19 protein-coding genes are annotated in these 16,678 nt (G+C 71.5%); 3 read left to right on the forward strand and 16 right to left on the reverse strand.

Going from position 1 to position 16,678, the window contains the following annotated elements; genetic code table 11:
• The first annotated feature begins 16 nt into the window (after positions 1-16).
• Positions 17-214 (forward strand): hypothetical protein, encoded by a 198-nt coding sequence (locus tag ACWEVP_RS12505; protein ID WP_410642034.1) that lies wholly within the window; start codon positions 17-19, stop codon positions 212-214.
• On the opposite strand, the gene ACWEVP_RS12510 is transcribed toward ACWEVP_RS12505, so the two are convergent.
• The 4 genes from ACWEVP_RS12510 to ACWEVP_RS12525 are packed head-to-tail and all read right to left on the reverse strand — an operon-like array spanning position 211 to position 4,379.
• Complete coding sequence (locus tag ACWEVP_RS12510; protein ID WP_452062652.1) at positions 211-978, reverse strand: 3-oxoacyl-ACP reductase; 768 nt, start codon at positions 976-978, stop codon at positions 211-213. The two genes, ACWEVP_RS12505 and ACWEVP_RS12510, sit on opposite strands and share 4 nt — an antisense overlap.
• On the reverse strand, positions 978-2,345 hold the full coding sequence (locus tag ACWEVP_RS12515) for an aldehyde dehydrogenase family protein (RefSeq protein WP_452062653.1): 1,368 nt from the start codon (positions 2,343-2,345) through the stop codon (positions 978-980). The genes ACWEVP_RS12510 and ACWEVP_RS12515 overlap by 1 nt, the downstream gene beginning before the upstream one ends.
• Positions 2,342-3,052, reverse strand: a complete 711-nt coding sequence (locus ACWEVP_RS12520; protein ID WP_452062654.1) for a gamma-glutamyl-gamma-aminobutyrate hydrolase family protein — start codon at positions 3,050-3,052, stop codon at positions 2,342-2,344. The genes ACWEVP_RS12515 and ACWEVP_RS12520 overlap by 4 nt, the downstream gene beginning before the upstream one ends.
• Positions 3,033-4,379 carry a glutamine synthetase family protein gene (locus tag ACWEVP_RS12525; RefSeq protein ID WP_452062938.1) on the reverse strand — a complete coding sequence of 449 codons (1,347 nt, stop codon included), beginning with the start codon at positions 4,377-4,379 and terminating at the stop codon, positions 3,033-3,035. The genes ACWEVP_RS12520 and ACWEVP_RS12525 overlap by 20 nt, the downstream gene beginning before the upstream one ends.
• 673 nt (positions 4,380-5,052) lie before the next feature.
• On the opposite strand from ACWEVP_RS12525, the gene ACWEVP_RS12530 reads away from it, so the two are divergent.
• Complete coding sequence (locus ACWEVP_RS12530; RefSeq protein ID WP_400883761.1) at positions 5,053-5,577, forward strand: general stress protein; 525 nt, start codon at positions 5,053-5,055, stop codon at positions 5,575-5,577.
• A gap of 120 nt (positions 5,578-5,697) precedes the next feature.
• Here the strand turns inward: ACWEVP_RS12530 and ACWEVP_RS12535 are convergent, their stop codons facing one another.
• From ACWEVP_RS12535 to ACWEVP_RS12545, 3 genes are all read right to left on the reverse strand, one after another.
• The gene (locus ACWEVP_RS12535; RefSeq protein ID WP_452062939.1) at positions 5,698-6,591 is read right to left on the reverse strand and encodes an alpha/beta fold hydrolase; all 894 of its coding nucleotides are present in this window, start codon (positions 6,589-6,591) and stop codon (positions 5,698-5,700) included.
• Between the two features lie 164 nt (positions 6,592-6,755).
• On the reverse strand, positions 6,756-7,997 hold the full coding sequence (locus tag ACWEVP_RS12540) for a DUF1700 domain-containing protein (protein ID WP_452062655.1): 1,242 nt from the start codon (positions 7,995-7,997) through the stop codon (positions 6,756-6,758).
• Complete coding sequence (locus tag ACWEVP_RS12545; protein ID WP_452062656.1) at positions 7,994-8,329, reverse strand: PadR family transcriptional regulator; 336 nt, start codon at positions 8,327-8,329, stop codon at positions 7,994-7,996. The genes ACWEVP_RS12540 and ACWEVP_RS12545 overlap by 4 nt, the downstream gene beginning before the upstream one ends.
• A gap of 111 nt (positions 8,330-8,440) precedes the next feature.
• On the opposite strand from ACWEVP_RS12545, the gene ACWEVP_RS12550 reads away from it, so the two are divergent.
• Positions 8,441-9,343 (forward strand): SMP-30/gluconolactonase/LRE family protein, encoded by a 903-nt coding sequence (locus ACWEVP_RS12550; RefSeq protein ID WP_452062657.1) that lies wholly within the window; start codon positions 8,441-8,443, stop codon positions 9,341-9,343.
• Here ACWEVP_RS12550 and ACWEVP_RS12555 read toward each other — a convergent pair.
• From ACWEVP_RS12555 to ACWEVP_RS12595, 9 genes are all read right to left on the reverse strand, one after another.
• Positions 9,318-10,481 carry an MAB_1171c family putative transporter gene (locus tag ACWEVP_RS12555; RefSeq protein WP_452062658.1) on the reverse strand — a complete coding sequence of 388 codons (1,164 nt, stop codon included), beginning with the start codon at positions 10,479-10,481 and terminating at the stop codon, positions 9,318-9,320. The two genes, ACWEVP_RS12550 and ACWEVP_RS12555, sit on opposite strands and share 26 nt — an antisense overlap.
• Entirely contained in the window at positions 10,478-11,041 is a 564-nt protein-coding gene (locus ACWEVP_RS12560) for a hypothetical protein (protein ID WP_452062659.1), read from the reverse strand. The genes ACWEVP_RS12555 and ACWEVP_RS12560 overlap by 4 nt, the downstream gene beginning before the upstream one ends.
• 290 nt (positions 11,042-11,331) lie before the next feature.
• On the reverse strand, positions 11,332-11,766 hold the full coding sequence (locus ACWEVP_RS12565) for a helix-turn-helix domain-containing protein (RefSeq protein WP_086674935.1): 435 nt from the start codon (positions 11,764-11,766) through the stop codon (positions 11,332-11,334).
• 58 nt (positions 11,767-11,824) lie between these two features.
• Positions 11,825-12,694 (reverse strand): bifunctional DNA-formamidopyrimidine glycosylase/DNA-(apurinic or apyrimidinic site) lyase, encoded by an 870-nt coding sequence (gene mutM, locus ACWEVP_RS12570; RefSeq protein ID WP_452062660.1) that lies wholly within the window; start codon positions 12,692-12,694, stop codon positions 11,825-11,827.
• Between the two features lie 31 nt (positions 12,695-12,725).
• Positions 12,726-14,081 carry a chondroitinase-B domain-containing protein gene (locus ACWEVP_RS12575; protein ID WP_452062661.1) on the reverse strand — a complete coding sequence of 452 codons (1,356 nt, stop codon included), beginning with the start codon at positions 14,079-14,081 and terminating at the stop codon, positions 12,726-12,728.
• Between the two features lie 90 nt (positions 14,082-14,171).
• Positions 14,172-14,921, reverse strand: coding sequence for a ribonuclease III (gene rnc, locus ACWEVP_RS12580; RefSeq protein WP_452062662.1), 750 nt, complete (start codon positions 14,919-14,921; stop codon positions 14,172-14,174).
• Between the two features lie 13 nt (positions 14,922-14,934).
• Positions 14,935-15,117 carry a 50S ribosomal protein L32 gene (rpmF, locus tag ACWEVP_RS12585; protein WP_003090635.1) on the reverse strand — a complete coding sequence of 61 codons (183 nt, stop codon included), beginning with the start codon at positions 15,115-15,117 and terminating at the stop codon, positions 14,935-14,937.
• Between the two features lie 88 nt (positions 15,118-15,205).
• Positions 15,206-15,793, reverse strand: a complete 588-nt coding sequence (locus tag ACWEVP_RS12590; protein WP_452062663.1) for a YceD family protein — start codon at positions 15,791-15,793, stop codon at positions 15,206-15,208.
• A gap of 77 nt (positions 15,794-15,870) precedes the next feature.
• Entirely contained in the window at positions 15,871-16,599 is a 729-nt protein-coding gene (locus tag ACWEVP_RS12595; RefSeq protein ID WP_452062664.1) for a DivIVA domain-containing protein, read from the reverse strand.
• Between the last annotated feature and the right edge of the window lie 79 nt (positions 16,600-16,678).

Genomic DNA, 16,678 nt, shown 5'->3' on the forward strand with positions numbered 1-16,678 from the left:
GCCCGACGCTGTGAGCATGACCACCACCATCATCGCCCTGACGCTCATCGTCGGCGTGCTGACCTTCGCCGCCGGTGCCTTCCTCGCCTCCGAGATCGCCGTCCGCGTGCTGCGCCGCCGCGAACGGCTCGTCTCCGAAGAGCGCAAGAAGCTCAACGCCGCCTGGAGCTACCTGCGGGAGGTCTACGGCGTCAAGAAACCGACCAAGCGTTAGAGCGGGGTGACGTAAGCGCCGGAGATGCCGCCGTCGACCAGGAACTGCGAGGCCGTGATGAAGCTGGCGTCGTCGCTGGCCAGGAACGCCACCGCCGCCGCGATCTCCTCGGGCTCGGCGAACCGGCCGACCGGCACGTGGATCAGCCGCCGCGCCGCGCGTTCCGGGTCCTTCGCGAACAGCTCCTTGAGCAGGGGCGTGTTCACCGGGCCCGGGCAGAGCGCGTTGACGCGGATGTTCTCCCGCGCGAACTGCACGCCGAGCTCGCGGCTCATCGCGAGCACGCCACCCTTGGACGCGGTGTAGGAGATCTGCGACGTCGCCGCGCCCATCACCGCGACGAACGACGCCGTGTTGATGATCGAGCCCTTGCCCTGCCGCTGCATGTGCGGCAGGACGGCCTTGCAGCAGTGGTACACCGACGTCAGGTTGACGCGCTGCACCCGCTCCCAGGCGTCGATGCCGGTGGTCAGGATGGAGTCGTCCTCGGGCGGGGAGATCCCCGCGTTGTTGAACGCGACGTCGACCGAGCCGAACTGCTCGACCGTGCTGTGGAACAGGTTCTCGACCTGTTCGGCGTCGGTGACGTCGGTCTGGACGAACGCGCCGCCGACCTCGTCCGCGGCCGCCTTGCCCTCGGCCGGCGTCAGGTCCCCGATGACGACCTTCGCGCCTTCGCTCGCCAAGCGGCGCGCCGAGGCGAGCCCGATGCCGCTCGCGCCGCCGGTGATCACCGCGACGCGGCCTTCGAAACGCTGGACCATTACTCCTCCGTGCTGAGAAAGACGTTCTTGGTTTCGGTGAACGCCGCCGCGGCGTCGGGGCCCAGTTCGCGGCCGAGGCCGGACTGCTTGAACCCGCCGAACGGCGTCCAGTAGCGCACCGAAGAGTGCGAGTTCACCGACAGGTTGCCGGCTTCGACGCCGCGCGCCACCCGGAACGCGCGGCCGGCGTCGCGGGTCCAGATCGACCCGGACAGGCCGTACTCGGTCGCGTTGGCCATCCGGACGGCGTCGGGCTCTTCGGCGAACGGCACGACGGCGACGACCGGGCCGAACACCTCCTCCGCCACGGCCGGGTGCCGCAGGTCGGGCGGGGTGAGGACGGTCGGCGGGAACCAGTAGCCCGGGCCGGCGGGCGCGCTGCCGCGGAACGCGACGGGTGCGTCGTCCGGGACGTAGGAGGCGACCTTCTCCCGGTGCGAAGCCGAGATCAGCGGCCCCATCTCGGTCTTCTCGTCGCCGGGGTCGCCGACGACGACGCCGTGCACGGCGGGTTCGAGCAGTTCCATGAAGCGGTCGTACGCGCTCGCCTGCACGAGGATCAGCGACCGCGCGCAGCAGTCCTGCCCGGCGTTGTCGAAGACGCCGTAGGGCGCGGTCGCCGCGGCCTTCTCCAGGTCGGAGTCGGCGAAGACGATGTTCGCGTTCTTGCCGCCGAGTTCGAGGGTGACGCGCTTCACCTGGGCCGAGCAGCCGGCCATGATCTGCTTGCCGACCTCGGTGGAGCCGGTGAAGACGACCTTGCGCACGCCCGGGTGGTCGACGAACCGCTGTCCCACCACGGATCCCTTGCCGGGCAGCACCTGGAAGACGTCTTCCGGGACACCCGCCTCGCGCGCCAGTTCGGCCAGCCGGAGCGCGGTCAGCGGCGTCAGCTCGGCGGGCTTGAGGACGACGGTGTTGCCGGCGGCGAGCGCGGGCGCGAAGCCCCAGCCGGCGATCGGCATCGGGAAGTTCCAGGGCACGATCACGCCGACCACGCCCAGCGGCTCCTGGAAGGTGACGTTGACGCCGCCCGGCACCGGGATCTGCTTGCCGATCAGGCGTTCCGGGGCGGCGGAGTAGTAGTTGAGGACGTCCCGGACGTTGCCGGCCTCCCAGCGGGCGTTGCCGATGGTGTGCCCGGAGTTCTCGACCTCCAGCCGCGCGAGGTGCTCGATGTCGGCCTCGACGGCGTCGGCGAAGCGGCGCAGCAGCCGCGCACGGTCGCCGGGGGTCACGTCGCGCCAGGCCGGGAACGCCGCCTGCGCGCGGGCGATCGCCGCGTCGGTCTCCTCGGCGCTGGTCAGCGGGACGGTCCGCACCACCTCCCCGGTGGCGGGGTTCCGGACGTCGAAGCTGCTGGTCATGCCCTCTCCTTGCTCGCGTCGACCAGGGCTCGGAAGAGCCGCACGTCGTCGCTGTCCTGCTCGGGGTGCCACTGGACGCCCAGGGTGAACTCCCCCGGCACCTCGGCGGCTTCGATGGTGCCGTCGGCGGCCCAGCCGACCGGTTCCAGGCCGGCGCCGAGCCGGTCGATGGCCTGGTGGTGGTAGCAGAGGGTCTTGGTTTCCGGGCCCAGGATCGCGGCGGCCCGGCTGCCCTCGGCCAGGGTGACCGTGCCCCGGCCGAACGTCGCCGGCGCAGGCTGGTGCTCGGTGGTTTCCCTCGCTTCCGGCAGGTGCTGGGTCAGGGTGCCGCCGAGGGCGACGCTCATCACCTGCAGGCCGCGGCACACTCCCAGCACCGGCTTGCCCTGGCGGCGGGCCGCTTCGAACAGGCCGAACTCGAAGGCGTCGCGCTCGGGCCGGGTGTAGGTGGCCGGGTGCGGCTCGTGGCCGTAGCGCCCGGGCTCGACGTCGGCGCCGCCGGTCAGCACCAGGCCGTCCACTGTGGACATCAGACGGCCGTGGGCTTCGGACACCGGCGGGAGCAGCACCGGGACGCCACCGGCCGCGACGACGCAGTCGACGTAGAACCGGTGCAGCAGCGCGGCTTCGGTCTCCCAGACCCCGAACTTAGCGGGCTCGAGGTAGCTGGTGAGGCCGATGACCGGTTCAGAGGCGCTCGAAGCCACGGATCAGCTCCCAGTCGGTGACGGCGGCGTTGTAGGCGTCGATCTCGATCTTCGCCGCGTTCAGGTAGTGGTCGACGACGTCGTCGCCGAAGGCGTCGCGGGCCAGGTCGCTGCCGTCGAGGGCCGCGGCGGCCTCGGGCAGCGTCGTCGGCACGGTGCCGCGGTCGGAGTGGTAGGCGTTGCCGCTGAAGGGTTCTTCCAGCTCCAGCTCGTTCTCGATGCCGTGGAGGCCGGCGGCGATGAGCGCGGCGACGGCGAGGTAGGGGTTCACGTCCCCGCCCGGCACGCGGTTTTCGACGCGCAGCGACTCGCCGTGCCCGACGACGCGCAGCGCGCAGGTGCGGTTGTCGGTGCCCCAGGCGATGGCGGTCGGCGCGAAGCTGCCGGGGACGAACCGCTTGTAGGAGTTGACGTTCGGCGCGAAGAAGTAGGTCAGCTCGTGCAGCCCGGCGAGCTGGCCGGCGAGGAACTGCTCCATGAGCGTCGAGAAGCCGTGGTCGTGGTCGCCGGCGAGGACGGCGCGGCCCTCGGTGGAGCGCAGGCTGATGTGGATGTGGCAGGAGTTGCCTTCACGCTCGTTGTACTTCGCCATGAAGGTGAGGCTCTTGCCCTCCTGCGCGGCGATCTCCTTGGCGCCGTTCTTGTAGACGCTGTGGTTGTCGCAGGTGCGCAGGGCGTCGGTGTAGCGGAAGGCGATCTCCTGCTGACCGGGGTTGCACTCGCCCTTGGCGGACTCGGGGTAGAGCCCGGCGCCGGCCATCTCGTTGCGGATGCGGCGCAGCAGCGGCTCGAGGCGCGCGGTGCCGAGCATCGAGTAGTCGACGTTGTACTGGTTGGCCGGCTTGAGACCGTGGTAGCGCTTGTCCCAGGCGGCTTCGTAGGTGTCGTCGAAGACGATGAACTCGAGTTCGGTCCCGACGTAGGCGGCGAGCCCGCGCTCGGCGAGCCGGTCGAGCTGCCGGCGCAGGATCTGCCGCGGCGACATGGGAACGGGACCGCCTTCGACCCGCTCGACGTCGGCGAGCACCAGCGCGGTGCCCTCGTGCCACGGGATCTCGCGCAGCGTCTCGAGATCGGGGCGCAGCACGAAGTCGCCGTAGCCGCTGTCCCAGGAGGAGAGCGCGTAGCCGTCGACGGTGTTCATGTCGACGTCGACGGCCAGGAGGTAGTTGCAGGCCTCGGTGGCGTGCCCGACGACCTCGTCCAGGAAGTACTCCGCCGAGCAGCGCTTGCCCTGGAGCCTGCCCTGCATGTCCGTGATCGCGACGAGCACGGTGTCGATCGTGCCCGCGTCCACCCGGGCCCGGAGCTCGTCGAGGGTGAGCATGCCTCGCCTGCGTGCCATCAGCCACCCCAAAGGTTTGATGCGAATCCTTTGCGGGTCCTTCCTACCGGGCGAGGGGCGCGGGGTCAACTGGAACAAAGGTATCTTTTTGAGCCATTGAGTTGCGGTCGGCCGTGCGGGTGCGGGACGGCCGCTGTGCTGGTGTCCGGGACCCGCGCCGGCTTCCCGGCTCGCTGCTCCGGGCCCCGCGTCACGCCCGCCGCTCGGCCGGCGTTGCGACGGGTAGCCCGGCTCGCGCGGTGGAGTCGCGGTGGCGGCCCGCCGCGCCGACCGACCACCACCCCGCTCGACCGGCGTTGCGGCAGCGCGACGGGTAGCCCGGCTCGCGCGGTGGAGTCGCGGTGCCGGCTCGCCGCGCAGCCGCCCGCCCCACGGCCGGCCATCGCGCAGCGTTCGGCAGCCGCGGCCGCCAGTCCTCCGCCGCGGCCCGCCCCACGGCGGCCACCACCCCCGCCCGCCCCGCGTCGGCCACCGCGCAGCGCTCGGCACCACGCCCCGACCTCCCGCTCCCCGGCTCCATCCACCCCACCCGCCCCCGGCCTGCGCTCACCGCCGGATTGCGCGGTTTGCCCGGCTGAGAAGACCCTGTGAATTCGCCGCGCCGGGAGGAATTCCGGGTACTCCCACGTTGAACGGGGCAGGAGAGGTGAGATCGATGACCACAGCATTCACGCAGCAGAACACGATCGGACAGCAGCAGGCGCGGCCCCAGCTGCCGACCATGCCCACCGGCTGGCCGATCGGTTCCTACGAGTCCTACGAGCAGGCGCAGCGCGCGGTCGACCACCTCGCGGGCACGGACTTCCCGGTCACCGACGTCACGATCGTGGGCGTGGAGCCGATGCTCGTCGAGCGCGTCGCCGGCAAGATGTCCTGGGGCAAGGTCCTGGGCAGCGCGGCGACCTCCGGCGCGATGTTCGGCCTGTTCCTCGGCCTGGTGCTCAGCCTGCTGAACCCGGGCGCGGGTCTGGTCCCGATCGTGATCGGCCTCGTCGCCGGTCTCGGGTTCAACCTGCTCTTCGGCGCGCTGGGCTACGCGGTGAACCGCAACAAACGCGGGTTCATCTCCCAGAGCCAGCTGGTCGCCCGCCGCTACGACGTCCTTTCCCAGCCGCGCAACGCCGAGAAGGGCCGCGCGCTCCTGGCGGACCTCGCGGCGCGCAGCGCCTTCGGCCACTGACACCCTGAAGAGCGAAGGCCACCTCCGCCGGGAGGTGGCCTTCGTCGTACCTGGGGACAGCTCCGGTCGCCACTCCCCGAACTGTCGGTGCCCGCCGGTAGCGTGGAAAACGGGGGCTGCTCAGCTCCCCGAGGCCACCGCGGGAGCGTCCGGAACCCCCGTCGGATCCGGAGTCCCCGCCGGGCGGCCCGCCCGCAGCAGCTCGCCCCAGCGCGCCCGGTCGTACTCCGCCGGCGCCGTCGAAACCAGGAACTCCCGCAGGATCGCCAGGAACCGCTCGGGGTCCGCGCGGTGCGGGAAGTGCCCGGCGCCCTCGAACAGCACCAGCCTGCTGCCCGGCATCGCCCGGTGCGCGCGCAGCGCGTGGCCGCTCGGCACGACCCGGTCCTCGGTGCCCCACACCAGCAGCGTCGGGATCCCGCTGGTCAGGTAGCAGCGGTCGAGCATGTTGACGACCTGCCCGCGCCAGTCGACGACCGAGCGCAGCGTCCGCAGGAACGCCGACCGGGTGCTCGGCTCCAGCAGCCGGACGTACCGGGTCAGCACGTAGTCGAGGTCGGTGTCCTCGAACACCCGCAGCAGCCCGGCGAACCCGCGCAGCGCCGTCAGCGCCGGGCGGCTGCCCAGCAGCGGCAGGACCATTCCCGCGCCCGGGGCCGCGGCCAGCCGCAGCAAGGGGTGCACGCCCGCGCCCACCCCGCCCGAGCCGACCAGGACGAGGCGCTCGCAGCGTTCCGGGAACTGGTAGGCGAACTGCATCGCGACGCCGCCGCCGAGCGAGTGCCCGACCACCGTCACGCGGTCGACGTCGAGCGTGGTCAGCAGGTCGCGCATCCCGCACGTGTAGGCGGCGACGGAGTAGTCCGCGCGCGGCTTGGCCGAAGCGCCGTGCCCGAGCAGGTCGGGCGCGATCACCGTGTGGTCGGCCGCCAGCGACGACAGCAGCTCCAGCCACGTCGACGAGTCGTCACCGATGCCGTGCAGGAACAGCAGCGCGGGCCCGCGCCCGGCCATCCGGTAGGCGCGCTCGTACCCGTGGACCACGCGGGTCCGCGGGGCGAAGGCGTCCGGCACCCACCCAGCTCAGCACGCCCGCGTTCGCGGGACGTTTCGCGCACGTTGGGATCGGGTGAACGCCGGGAGCGGCCCCGAACCGGCTCCCGGCGTTCGTTCCCCCGTTACTTCGTCGGCGTCGGCGTGGCCGGCGCGGACGAAGACGTCGGTGCGGTGGACGTGGCCGGTGCGGTGGACGTGGCCGGCGGGGCCGTCACCTTCGGGATCGCCGCGCTGAACGGCACCCCCGCGTCCTCGCGGCAGGCCGAGCGGTACCCGTTGTAGCCGTTGTAGTTGCCCTCGTCGTCGGTCACGCCCTGCTCGACCCGCGGCCGCGGGAACCGGTTGTCCGCGCCGATCTTCTCCTTGGTCCCGCTCGCGCGCTCGCAGCCGTAGCGGGTCAGCGTGAGCGGACGGCCCTCCTCGTCGTAGAGGTAGACCTCGGTCAGCGGCTTGCCCTCGGCGTCGAACGCGTAGACGTTCTCGACCTCGTGGCCGCCGTAGGTCAGCTGCTCGTTGCCGTACCGGTCGGACGACGACGGGTAGTACGACGGCGAGCTCGAGTAGGAGTTCCGGTGGGAGATCAGGTCGACCGCCGCGCCGAAGCCGCCCAGGATGCCGCCGATGACGAACGCCGAGATCGGCACGGCGAGCCACAGCAGCCGCCGGTCACGGCGCACGCGCGGCCCCGCCCACACCGCCGCGCCCCCCGCGACGAACAGGAAGGGCAGCAGCAGCACCGCGCTGCGCGATCGCAGCATGAGCAGCAGCCCGAACGCGATCAGCACGACGGCGCACACGACCCACCACGCCGGTTTCAGCGACGCGAGGTAGGTGATCGCCTTCCCGGAGTCCTCCTGCCGGCGCCCCTTGGCCAGCGTCTCGCGCAGCCACCCGACCTCCGGCAGCGCCAGCACCGGCTCGACCCCGCCGCGCAGCAGCAGGAAGAGGCTGATGAGGAACACGGGCAGGAACAGCACGGCGCCCAGCAGCCCGTCGGGGTCGACGCGTACCGCGGCGGCGAACGCGAACAGCGCGAGCGCCACGGCGCTGAGCACCAGGCCCCAGAACGCGATGCGCGGCTTCGCGAGGCTCGGGGCCTTCGCGGTGGCGAGCACCTGTGTCGCCCCCTCGGCCGGCGCCGGGTACCCGCCGGACGCGCGCAGTTCGGCGGCGTAGCTCTCGGGCGTGCCGAGCCGTTCGATCAGGGCCTCGACGCGGGCGCCCTCCCCCAGCTCGGCCTCGAGCTCCGCCAGGTGCGGGCGGACGTCCTCGAGGATTTCTTCGATCTCGCTCGCGGGCAGGTCGGCGAGCGCGGTGCGGACCCGCGCCAGATACACCCGCACGGCGGTCGGCTTGTCGCTCATGCTGCCTCTCCCACTGCGTCTCCCAGGAGTACGTTCATCGTCGATGCGAAGCTCTGCCAGGTCTTGCCCGACTCCGCCAGCCGGGCCCGGCCCGGCTCGTTCAGGCTGTAGTACTTGCGGTGCGGGCCCTCTTCGCTGGGCACCACGTACGAGGTGAGCAGGCCGGCTTTGTAGAGCCTGCGCAACGTCCCGTACACCGACGCGTCCCCCACCTCGTCCAGGCCGGCGCTCCTGAGTCTTCGCAGGACGTCGTACCCGTAGCCGTCTTCCTCGCGGAGCACCGCGAGCACGGCGAGGTCGAGCACCCCTTTGAGCAGCTGACTGATCTCCACTGCACCCTCCAGTCTTACGCTTGGGAAGGTACCACGCATTGCACAGTAGTGCGCACGGCGGAGGGCCGAACGGGCGTGTCGAGCGCGGCGGCCTGCCACGAAGATGGGGAAATGGATCAGGTCAAGACGGACTTCGAAGTGCTCGACGAACGCTTCGCGCGCGTCAACGGCGACGAGTGGATGCAGCGCCTGTACACCGGCTGCCGCTGGACCGAAGGGCCCGCCTGGTTCCCGGCCGGGCGCTACCTCGTGTTCAGCGACATCCCGAACGACCGGATGCTGCGCTGGGACGAGACGACCGGGCACGTGGGGGTCTTCCGGCAGCCGTCGCAGTACTCGAACGGGCACACTGTCGACCGTCACGGACGGCTGATCAGCTGCGAACAGGGCACCCGCCGCGTCACGCGCACCGAGCACGACGGCTCGATCACCGTGCTGGCGGCGGAGTTCGAGGGAAAGCGGTTCAACAGCCCGAACGACGTCGTCGAGCACTCGGACGGGTCGATCTGGTTCACCGATCCGAGCTACGGCATCGACAGCGACTACGAGGGGTACCGGGCGGAGAGCGAGATCGGCGCGTGCCACGTGTACCGCGTCGACCCGTCGGGCGAGGTGCGGATCGTGGCCGACGACTTCTCACGGCCGAACGGGCTGGCGTTCTCGGCCGACGAGTCGCTGCTGTACATAGTGGACACCCGGCGGCAGCCGAGCCACATCCGCGTGTTCGGCGTGGGTTCCGGGGGAAAGCTCTCGGGCGGCGAGGTCTTCGGGACGTGCGACAACGGCGTGTTCGACGGCGTCCGGGTCGACAGCGAAGGCCGGGTCTGGGCGGCGGCCCACGACGGCCTGCACTGCTTCGCCGCGGACGGCACGCGGATCGGCAAGCTGCGGGTGCCGGAGGTCTGCTCCAACTTCACGTTCGGCGGGCCGAGGGGGAACGACCTGTTCATCACGGCGTCGAGTTCGGTCTACACGCTGCGGGTGACGGTCACCGGGGCGCGCTACCCGTCGTGAGCCGTTGCCAGGCCTGGCTGACCCGGACCAGCCACGCCGCTTCGGCTTCGACGTCCGCGTCGGCTTCCGTGAGGTCGCCGGGCTCGCGTCGCGGCGGCTCGAAGCGGCGGCCCTCGCGGACGGCCTCGATCGCCGCGGCCAGGGCCACCGCCTCGACCGTCGGTGCCACGTCGGCTTCGCGGACTCCGGCTCGGCGGGCCTCCGTCTCCGCGCGGGCCGGGAGGTCCGGGTCGAAGTGGGCCCGCAGCGCCAGGTGGCCGTCGCGGATCTCGATGACCCTGCGGTACAGCGCGAATTCGGCACCGCCCGCCAGCTCGCGGCCCGGGTCGAGCGCGATGCCCGGCACCGCCGCGCGCAACGCCGTCCACAGTGGCTCGATGCGGCGGTACGCGCGGTACGCCCGGATCCGGCCGAGCACCGACGTGAGTGCCGGCGCCCACGCACCGAGGGTCGCGCCGGCGGTGACGAACCCGATCGTCGCCGCGGCGAGCACCGACGAGGGCAGGTCCTCGCGCGCGCCGATCCGGCCCGTCTCGGCGAGGGCGCGGACGTCGTCGATGTCCCAGAACGTCCACGCGAACGCCGCCACCACGCCGACCAGCAGCAGCCACAGCCCGGTGCGCAGCGGTCCCGGCTCCGCGTGCCACGCGCTGCGGGCGAACACCGCGATCAGCAGGCCGAGGCTGATCAGGCTGTAGACGAGGAAGATCACTTTGTCGGCGAGGGCGAACGGCAGGCCGCCGGGTGAGAAGACGGTGTCGTCGCCGACGCGTCGCGGCTCGGAGAGCGTGAAGGACACCGCGAGCAGCACCATGGTGGCGCCGGTGAACAGCGCGTGCGGGGCGAGCCGGGCGCCTTCGCCGCGCCACACGGACTGGGTGAAGGCGACGGCGAACCCGATCGCGCCCAGCTTGAGCTCGTCGCCGGCCAGGCTGAGGACCCATTCGGCGACAGGGCCGGGCCCGGCGAGGGCGGCCATGGCGGGCGTCAGCACGACGATGCCGGCGGCGATGCAGATACCGAAGCCGGCGAGGAACCACATGGTGCGCACCGGCTGGCTGCGGCGCGCCTCGACGAGCTTGTAGCCGAACCCGGCGAACCCGACCAGGCAGAGGTGGTAGGCGAGGGTCTCGATCACGGCGCCCGGCGGCGGGACCGGCCGCCGAAGAGGGAGTCGAAGCGCCGCACGCCGTCCGGGACGTCGGCGGCGAGCTCCCGCGGCTCTTCGGGCCGCACGACGCGCTGGGCGAGCAGGCTCGCGACGAGCTCGGCTTCGCGTTCTTCGACCTCGGTGTAGGTGGTGCGGCCGAGCACGCGCCGGACGAGTTCGGGCGAGAGGTTCGGCATGAGCTGCCGCCCGGCGGCGGCGTCGATGGCGACGCCGTCCGCGCCACCGTCGGCCCCGGTGTGGCCGCAGAGCAGGTGGCCGACCTCGTGGAGCAGGATGTGCCGCCGGTGCAGGGCGGTGGTGTTGGTGGGGTAGAGGATGTAGTCGGCGCGTTCGGTGCTCATGAGCAGCCCGCAGGGAGCGCCCTCGGGGGCGCTGACGGGCATGAGCTCGATGGGCCGCCGCCTGGTGGCGGCGAGGCTCGCGACGAAGGCCTCGGCATCGAAGGGTTCGGGCAGGGCAACGGAACCGGCGACTTCCCGGGCCCGTTTCCACAGGGCGCGCCCCGCGCGCCGCGACGGTTGCGCCACGTCAGCCCTCCCTCCTGCCGCGCCCCCACGGCCTCGGCCGGTTCAACGCGGCGGCGGCGGTGGGGATACGCGGGGGCAGGAAGATCGCGAGCGCGAGTTTCGGCCGCGGTCGCGGGGCGGCGGACAAGGGCCGGCTCGGAGCGGCCGCCGGCTGACGGGGCGCGCCCGACCGCAGGTCAGCGCCCGGCCGACGGCGAAGGCTCGTGCCCGGCTGGTGGCTTGCAGCAGCGCCTGGCCGGTAACCCACGCGAGCGCCCGGCCGGCGCGCGGGTCTGGCCACCGCCGTCACCTCAGGCCTCCCTCTTCGGTGTGCCGCGACCTGCCTCCCTTCGGGCGATCGCGTCGATCATGTCGCTGATCGTGTCCAAGCCGTCCGAGGACAGCGTCACCGCTCGCAGCGCCAGATCTCGGACCCCCGCGTCGCGCAGCGCTCCCAGCAGGGCCAGCTCTTCCGCGATCTTCGTGCTCTGCTCGTCGTCGAAGAAGTATGCCGGAGGGACTCCGAAGAACTGGGCCAGTGCCTCCAGGTGCCGCTTCGTCGGGTTGTCGCGGCGGCCCGTGCGCAGCTGCCACAAGTACGTCGTCGAGAAGCTCTCGCCCGTTGCCTCGCGGCACGCCTTCGCGACCTCTTCGTTGCTGTACGGCTCCCGATCGGGCCTGCGGACCACGTGGAACAGCCGGTCGATCTTGTCGGCCAGCGTCGACTTTCCGGGCTCCTTGACCACGATGCACTCCCTCAGCTACCAGGCACATTCATCCTAGCTGAAAGCTGAACACCATTTATCAACGCAAGTTGGCGCGCGGCCGGGGCTGGCACCGCGGGCAGGAGAACGACGACCGGTTCATGAACGGCTCCCGCCGGATCGCCGTCCCGCAGCGGTGACAGGGCATGCCTTCCTGGCCGTACGCGTCCAGGGAACGGTCGAAGTACCCCGACTGCCCGTTCACGTTCACGTACAGCGCGTCGAACGACGTGCCGCCCGCGCCCAGCGCCGCGTTCATCACGTCCGACGCCGCCGACAGCAGTTCACGCCCCTTCGCGAGCGTCAGCTTCTCCGTCGGCCGGGCCCAGTGCAGGCGGGCGCGCCACAGTGCTTCGTCCGCGTAGATGTTGCCGATGCCCGACACCAGCGTCTGGTCCAGCAGCGCCCGCTTGACCTCGGTGCGCCGCGACCGCAGCGCGCGGACCGCCACGTCGAGGTCGAACGCCGGGTCCATCGGGTCACGCGCGATGTGCGCGATCGTGTCCGGGAGCAGCACGTCGTCACCGATGTCGTGGACGTCGTCGAGCGCCAGGCCACCGAACGTCCGCTGGTCGACGAAGCGCAGCTCCGGCCCGTCGTCGGCGAAGCGCAGCCGCACCCGCAGGTGCTTCTCGTCCGGCGTGCCCTCCGGCTGGACGAGCATCTGCCCGCTCATCCCGAGGTGCGCCAGCAGCGCCTCCTTGTCGGACAGCTCGAGCCACAGGTACTTGCCGCGGCGCCGCGCCGCCTCGACGCGGCTGCCGATCAGCCGCTTCGCGAAGTCCTCCGCGCCGAGCGTGTGCCGGCGGATGGCGCGCGGGTGCAGGACCTCCGCCTCGCGGATGGTCCGGCCCGCGACGTGCGCCTGCAGGCCCAGGCGGACGACTTCGACCTCGGGGAGTTCGGGCATACGACCATTGTGCCCGGGAGGTACGACAGTTTTAGGGGGCGGCCGGTCCGACGTCGGCTTTCGTCAGCGGGACGCGGGTCGTGCCGGACGCGAAGTACTCGTCCGCGCCGACGTCGTACGCCCCCGAACGCGCCTGCAGGTCGAAGTCCTTGGCCGCGGAGGGGTAAGACCCCACGCCGGCGTCGATCGCCGGGCTCCCGGAAGCCAGCCGGTACAGCCCGGCGGCGTCCTTGACCAGTTTCGGGTCCACCGACCGCGACGGGATCCCCGCGGCGCCACCGAAGGTGATGTTGCCTTCGTACTTGACCGTCGACCCGCTCGGCAGCGTCACGAGCGTCCCCGACGTCCCCTTGACGATGTTGTCCGCGACCACGCAGTCCTTCGGCTTGAAGTCGCCGCCGTCGCCGTCGATCACCGAAGAGCTGCCCAGCACCGTGTTGTACGCGACCGTGACGCGGTCCGGGCGGTCGTGCAGCTTGCTCGTCGGCCCGCTGTCGGCTTCGTCGCCGGACCCGAACACGATCGCCCGATCGCCGGAATTCGCGACGTAGTTGTTCACGATCCTGTGGTCGTTGCCGTGGAACCGGATCCCCGAGCCGAAGAGGACATTGCCTTCGACGGTGCTGCGGTTGCCGTGGCGCAGCACGATGTAGCCCCTGCTGTCGCGGATCGTGTTGTAGCGCACCACGTTGTCGGACGACTTGACCGAGATCGCCTCGCTGTCGCCGTCCGCCTTCTCGAACAGGTTGTTCTCGATCAGCGCGTTGGCCGAGTACGACTGGTGGTCGCTGAGTCCCAGCCGGATCGACTCGCCGCCGTTCGAACCGCTGAACTGGTGGTTGTAGAAGTAGTTGTGGTGCACGTGGACGTGCTTGGCCATCGCGCCGGACGGCCCGAGGATCTGCAGGAACACGCCCTGGCTGGTGCGGTTCTGGAAGACGTTGCGGTCGACGACCGTGTCGTCGCCGCTGACCGTCACCCAGTTGCCGTCGGTCGTGAGCTGGAAGTCGTTGCGGGTCAGGCGGTTGCCCGGCGCACCGGCCGGGACGCTCAGCTTCGCGCTGCCCCGGAACTTGAACCCCCGCAGCACGACGTTCGAGACACCGCTCGCGAAGGCGAACGTCTTCGAGCCGGTGATCGTCGCCTGGCCGGTGTGCTCGGCGGCGACGGTCACCGGCGCGGTGGACGTGCCGGACCGCTTGATCGAGAGCGTCGAGCCCGCGGAGTAGGAACCGTCGGCGAGCACGATCGTGTCACCGGGGTTCGCTTTGTCCATCGCGGACTGCAGCGCCGAAAGCGACGTGACGCGGACCTGCGCGGCCGAGGCCACCGGTCCGGGCACGACGACGAGCGCCGCCGCGATCAAGGGGACGAAGAACAGACGCATTCCGCCAAACCTCTCAGTCGGGATCGAGCGCGGCGGATCGCCACACGCTACTGAGCGGTTCGGGAAATCGTCAACGGAGGTTCCCGGTGATCAGGACTCCGGGTCGTCCTTCTTCTCGGCCTCGAGTTCGGCCGACAGCGAGCGCCACGCCGTCTCGGCGGCCTTCTGCTCGGCTTCCTTCTTCGTCGAGCCGGTGCCGTGGCCGAGGGGACGGCCGGCGACGAGCACCGTGGCCGTGAACTCCTTGCGGTGGTCCGGCCCGGTGTCCTCGACCTTGTACTCGGGCACGCCGAGGCCGGCCGACGCGGTCAGCTCCTGCAGGCTCGTCTTCCAGTCGAGCCCGGCACCGCGCAGCGGCGCTTCGGCGAGCAGGCCGTCGAAGAGGTGGTGCACGAGCTTGCGGGCGATCTCGATGCCGTGCTCGAGGTAGGCGGCACCGATGACCGCCTCCAGCCCGTCGGCGAGGATGCTCGCCTTGTCCCGGCCGCCGGTGAGCTCTTCGCCCTTGCCCAGCAGCAGGTGCGCCCCGAGCCCGCCCTCGCCGAGCCCGCGCGCGACCCGCGCCAGCGCGTGCATGTTGACGACGCTGGCGCGGAGCTTCGCGAGCTGACCTTCGGGCAGGTCGGGGTGCGTGGTGTAGAGGTGGTCGGTGACGACCAGGCCGAGCACCGCGTCACCGAGGAACTCGAGCCGCTCGTTCGGCGGCAGGCCCCCGTTTTCGTACGCGTACGAACGGTGGGTCAGCGACAGCCGGAGCAGCTCGGGGTCGAGTGTGACCCCGAGCGCTTCGAGCAACGGCGCCGGATCGGCGGGTGGTCCCCCGGGCGTCTTGCCCCCCATGTCGGCTACCCGATCAGGCGGGCTCGACGACCTGGCGGCCGTTGTGCTGGCCGCACGACGGGCACGCGACGTGCTGGAGCTTCGGCTGCTTGCAGGCGCGGTTGGAGCAAGGCACCAGCTGCACCGGAGCCGCCTTCCACTGGCTGCGGCGGGAGCGCGTGTTGGATCGCGACATCTTCCGCTTCGGGACGGCCACGAGTAGATCTCCTTAAGACGGTCTGCTCGCGGTCGTGCGAGCGAACTTCCTCACCATCGAGCTGGACGCTCGTCAGGCTTGCTCTTGTTCAGCTGGGCCCGGGCTTTTCGCCCGCGTTCTCGTCGAAGCGCTCGACCAGTGCGGCCCACCGAGGGTCTATCTTCTCATGCCCGTGTCCGGGCTCGAGATCGGCCCACTTGACGCCGCAGTCCGTGCAGAGCCCGGCGCAGTCTTCGGTGCACAGCGGCGCCAGCGGGAGGGCCAGCACGACGGCGTCGCGGACGATGGGTTCGAGGTCGATCTTGTCGTCGACCAGCCGGGGGATCTCGTCCTCCTCGGTGGTCTCCTCCGTGGCCGACCCCGGGTAGGCGAACAGCTCCTGGACCTCGACCTCGACCTCTTCGGTCAGGGGGTCGAGGCAGCGGGCGCAGGTGCCCTTCGCCGTGGCCTTCGCGGTGCCGCTGACCAGCACGCCTTCGACGACGGACTCGAGCAGCAGGTCGAGTTCCAGCTCGGAGCCGGCCTCGATGGTGATGACGTCGGGGACGCCGAGCGGCGTCTCCACCGGCACGCTGCGCGTGAGGGCGCGGCTGAGGCCGGCGTGACGGCCGAGCTCACGGGTGTCGATCACCCACGGGCTGCGGTCGTCGAGCTGGGGGGTCTTGTTCTCGGACATCCAATCCAGGGTACGCACGGGCCGCCACCACTTTTGAGCTGGGCGGCGCGGGCGTCACGCGACGGCTGAGAAGCTCGTCACACCTGGTAGTCGTAGAGCGTCGGCCGCCCGCCGGAACCCGGCAGGTTCGCCGGCGACCGCAGGTGGTTGCGGCCCGAGTCGACCGTTCGCAGCGTCGTCGCCAGCAGCTCGGAGAACTCCGCCAGCTTGCCGTCCACGTACGCGTCGCAGTCCGCGCGCTGGCGGTCGGCCTCCGCGTGGGCTTCGTCGACGATCCGGGCCGACTCCGCGTGGGCCGCCTGGACGACCTCCGTCTGGGCCACCATCCGCGCCTGCTCGGCGCGGCCGTCCTCGATCGCGCGGTCGTAGGCGTCGCGGCCGGCCTGGATCATGCGCTCGGACTCCGCGCGGGAGCGGTCGGTGAGGTTCTGGTACTCCGCCTGGCCCGCCGCCACCGTGCGGTCGGCCTGGTCGTGGGCGTCGGCGAGCATCTGCTCGGCGCGGGCGCGCGCGTCGGCCAGGATGCGCTCCGCCTCGTCCGTCGCCTCCGCGATCGCGCGCTCGGCCTCGGCGTTGGCCCCCGCGACCGTCTCCCCCGCCTCCTTGCGGGCGGCGTGGATCAGGTCGTCGCGCTTGTCGAGGACGTCCTGGGCGTCGTCGACCTCCGCGGGCAGCGCGTCGCGGACGTCGTCGAGGAGTTCGAGCACGTCGCCGCGGGGCACCACGCAGCTGGACGTCATCGGGACGCCGCGCGCCTCCTCGACGATGGTGACGAGCTCGTCGAGCGCCTCGAAAACCCGGTACACGGCAACTCCAATCCCCTGTCGCTGGGACCAGTCTGCCCGTTTCGGCGGCCGAACCGGTGAACGCCACCGGCACCGGGCG

The organism is Amycolatopsis sp. NPDC003865, assembly GCF_053605345.1.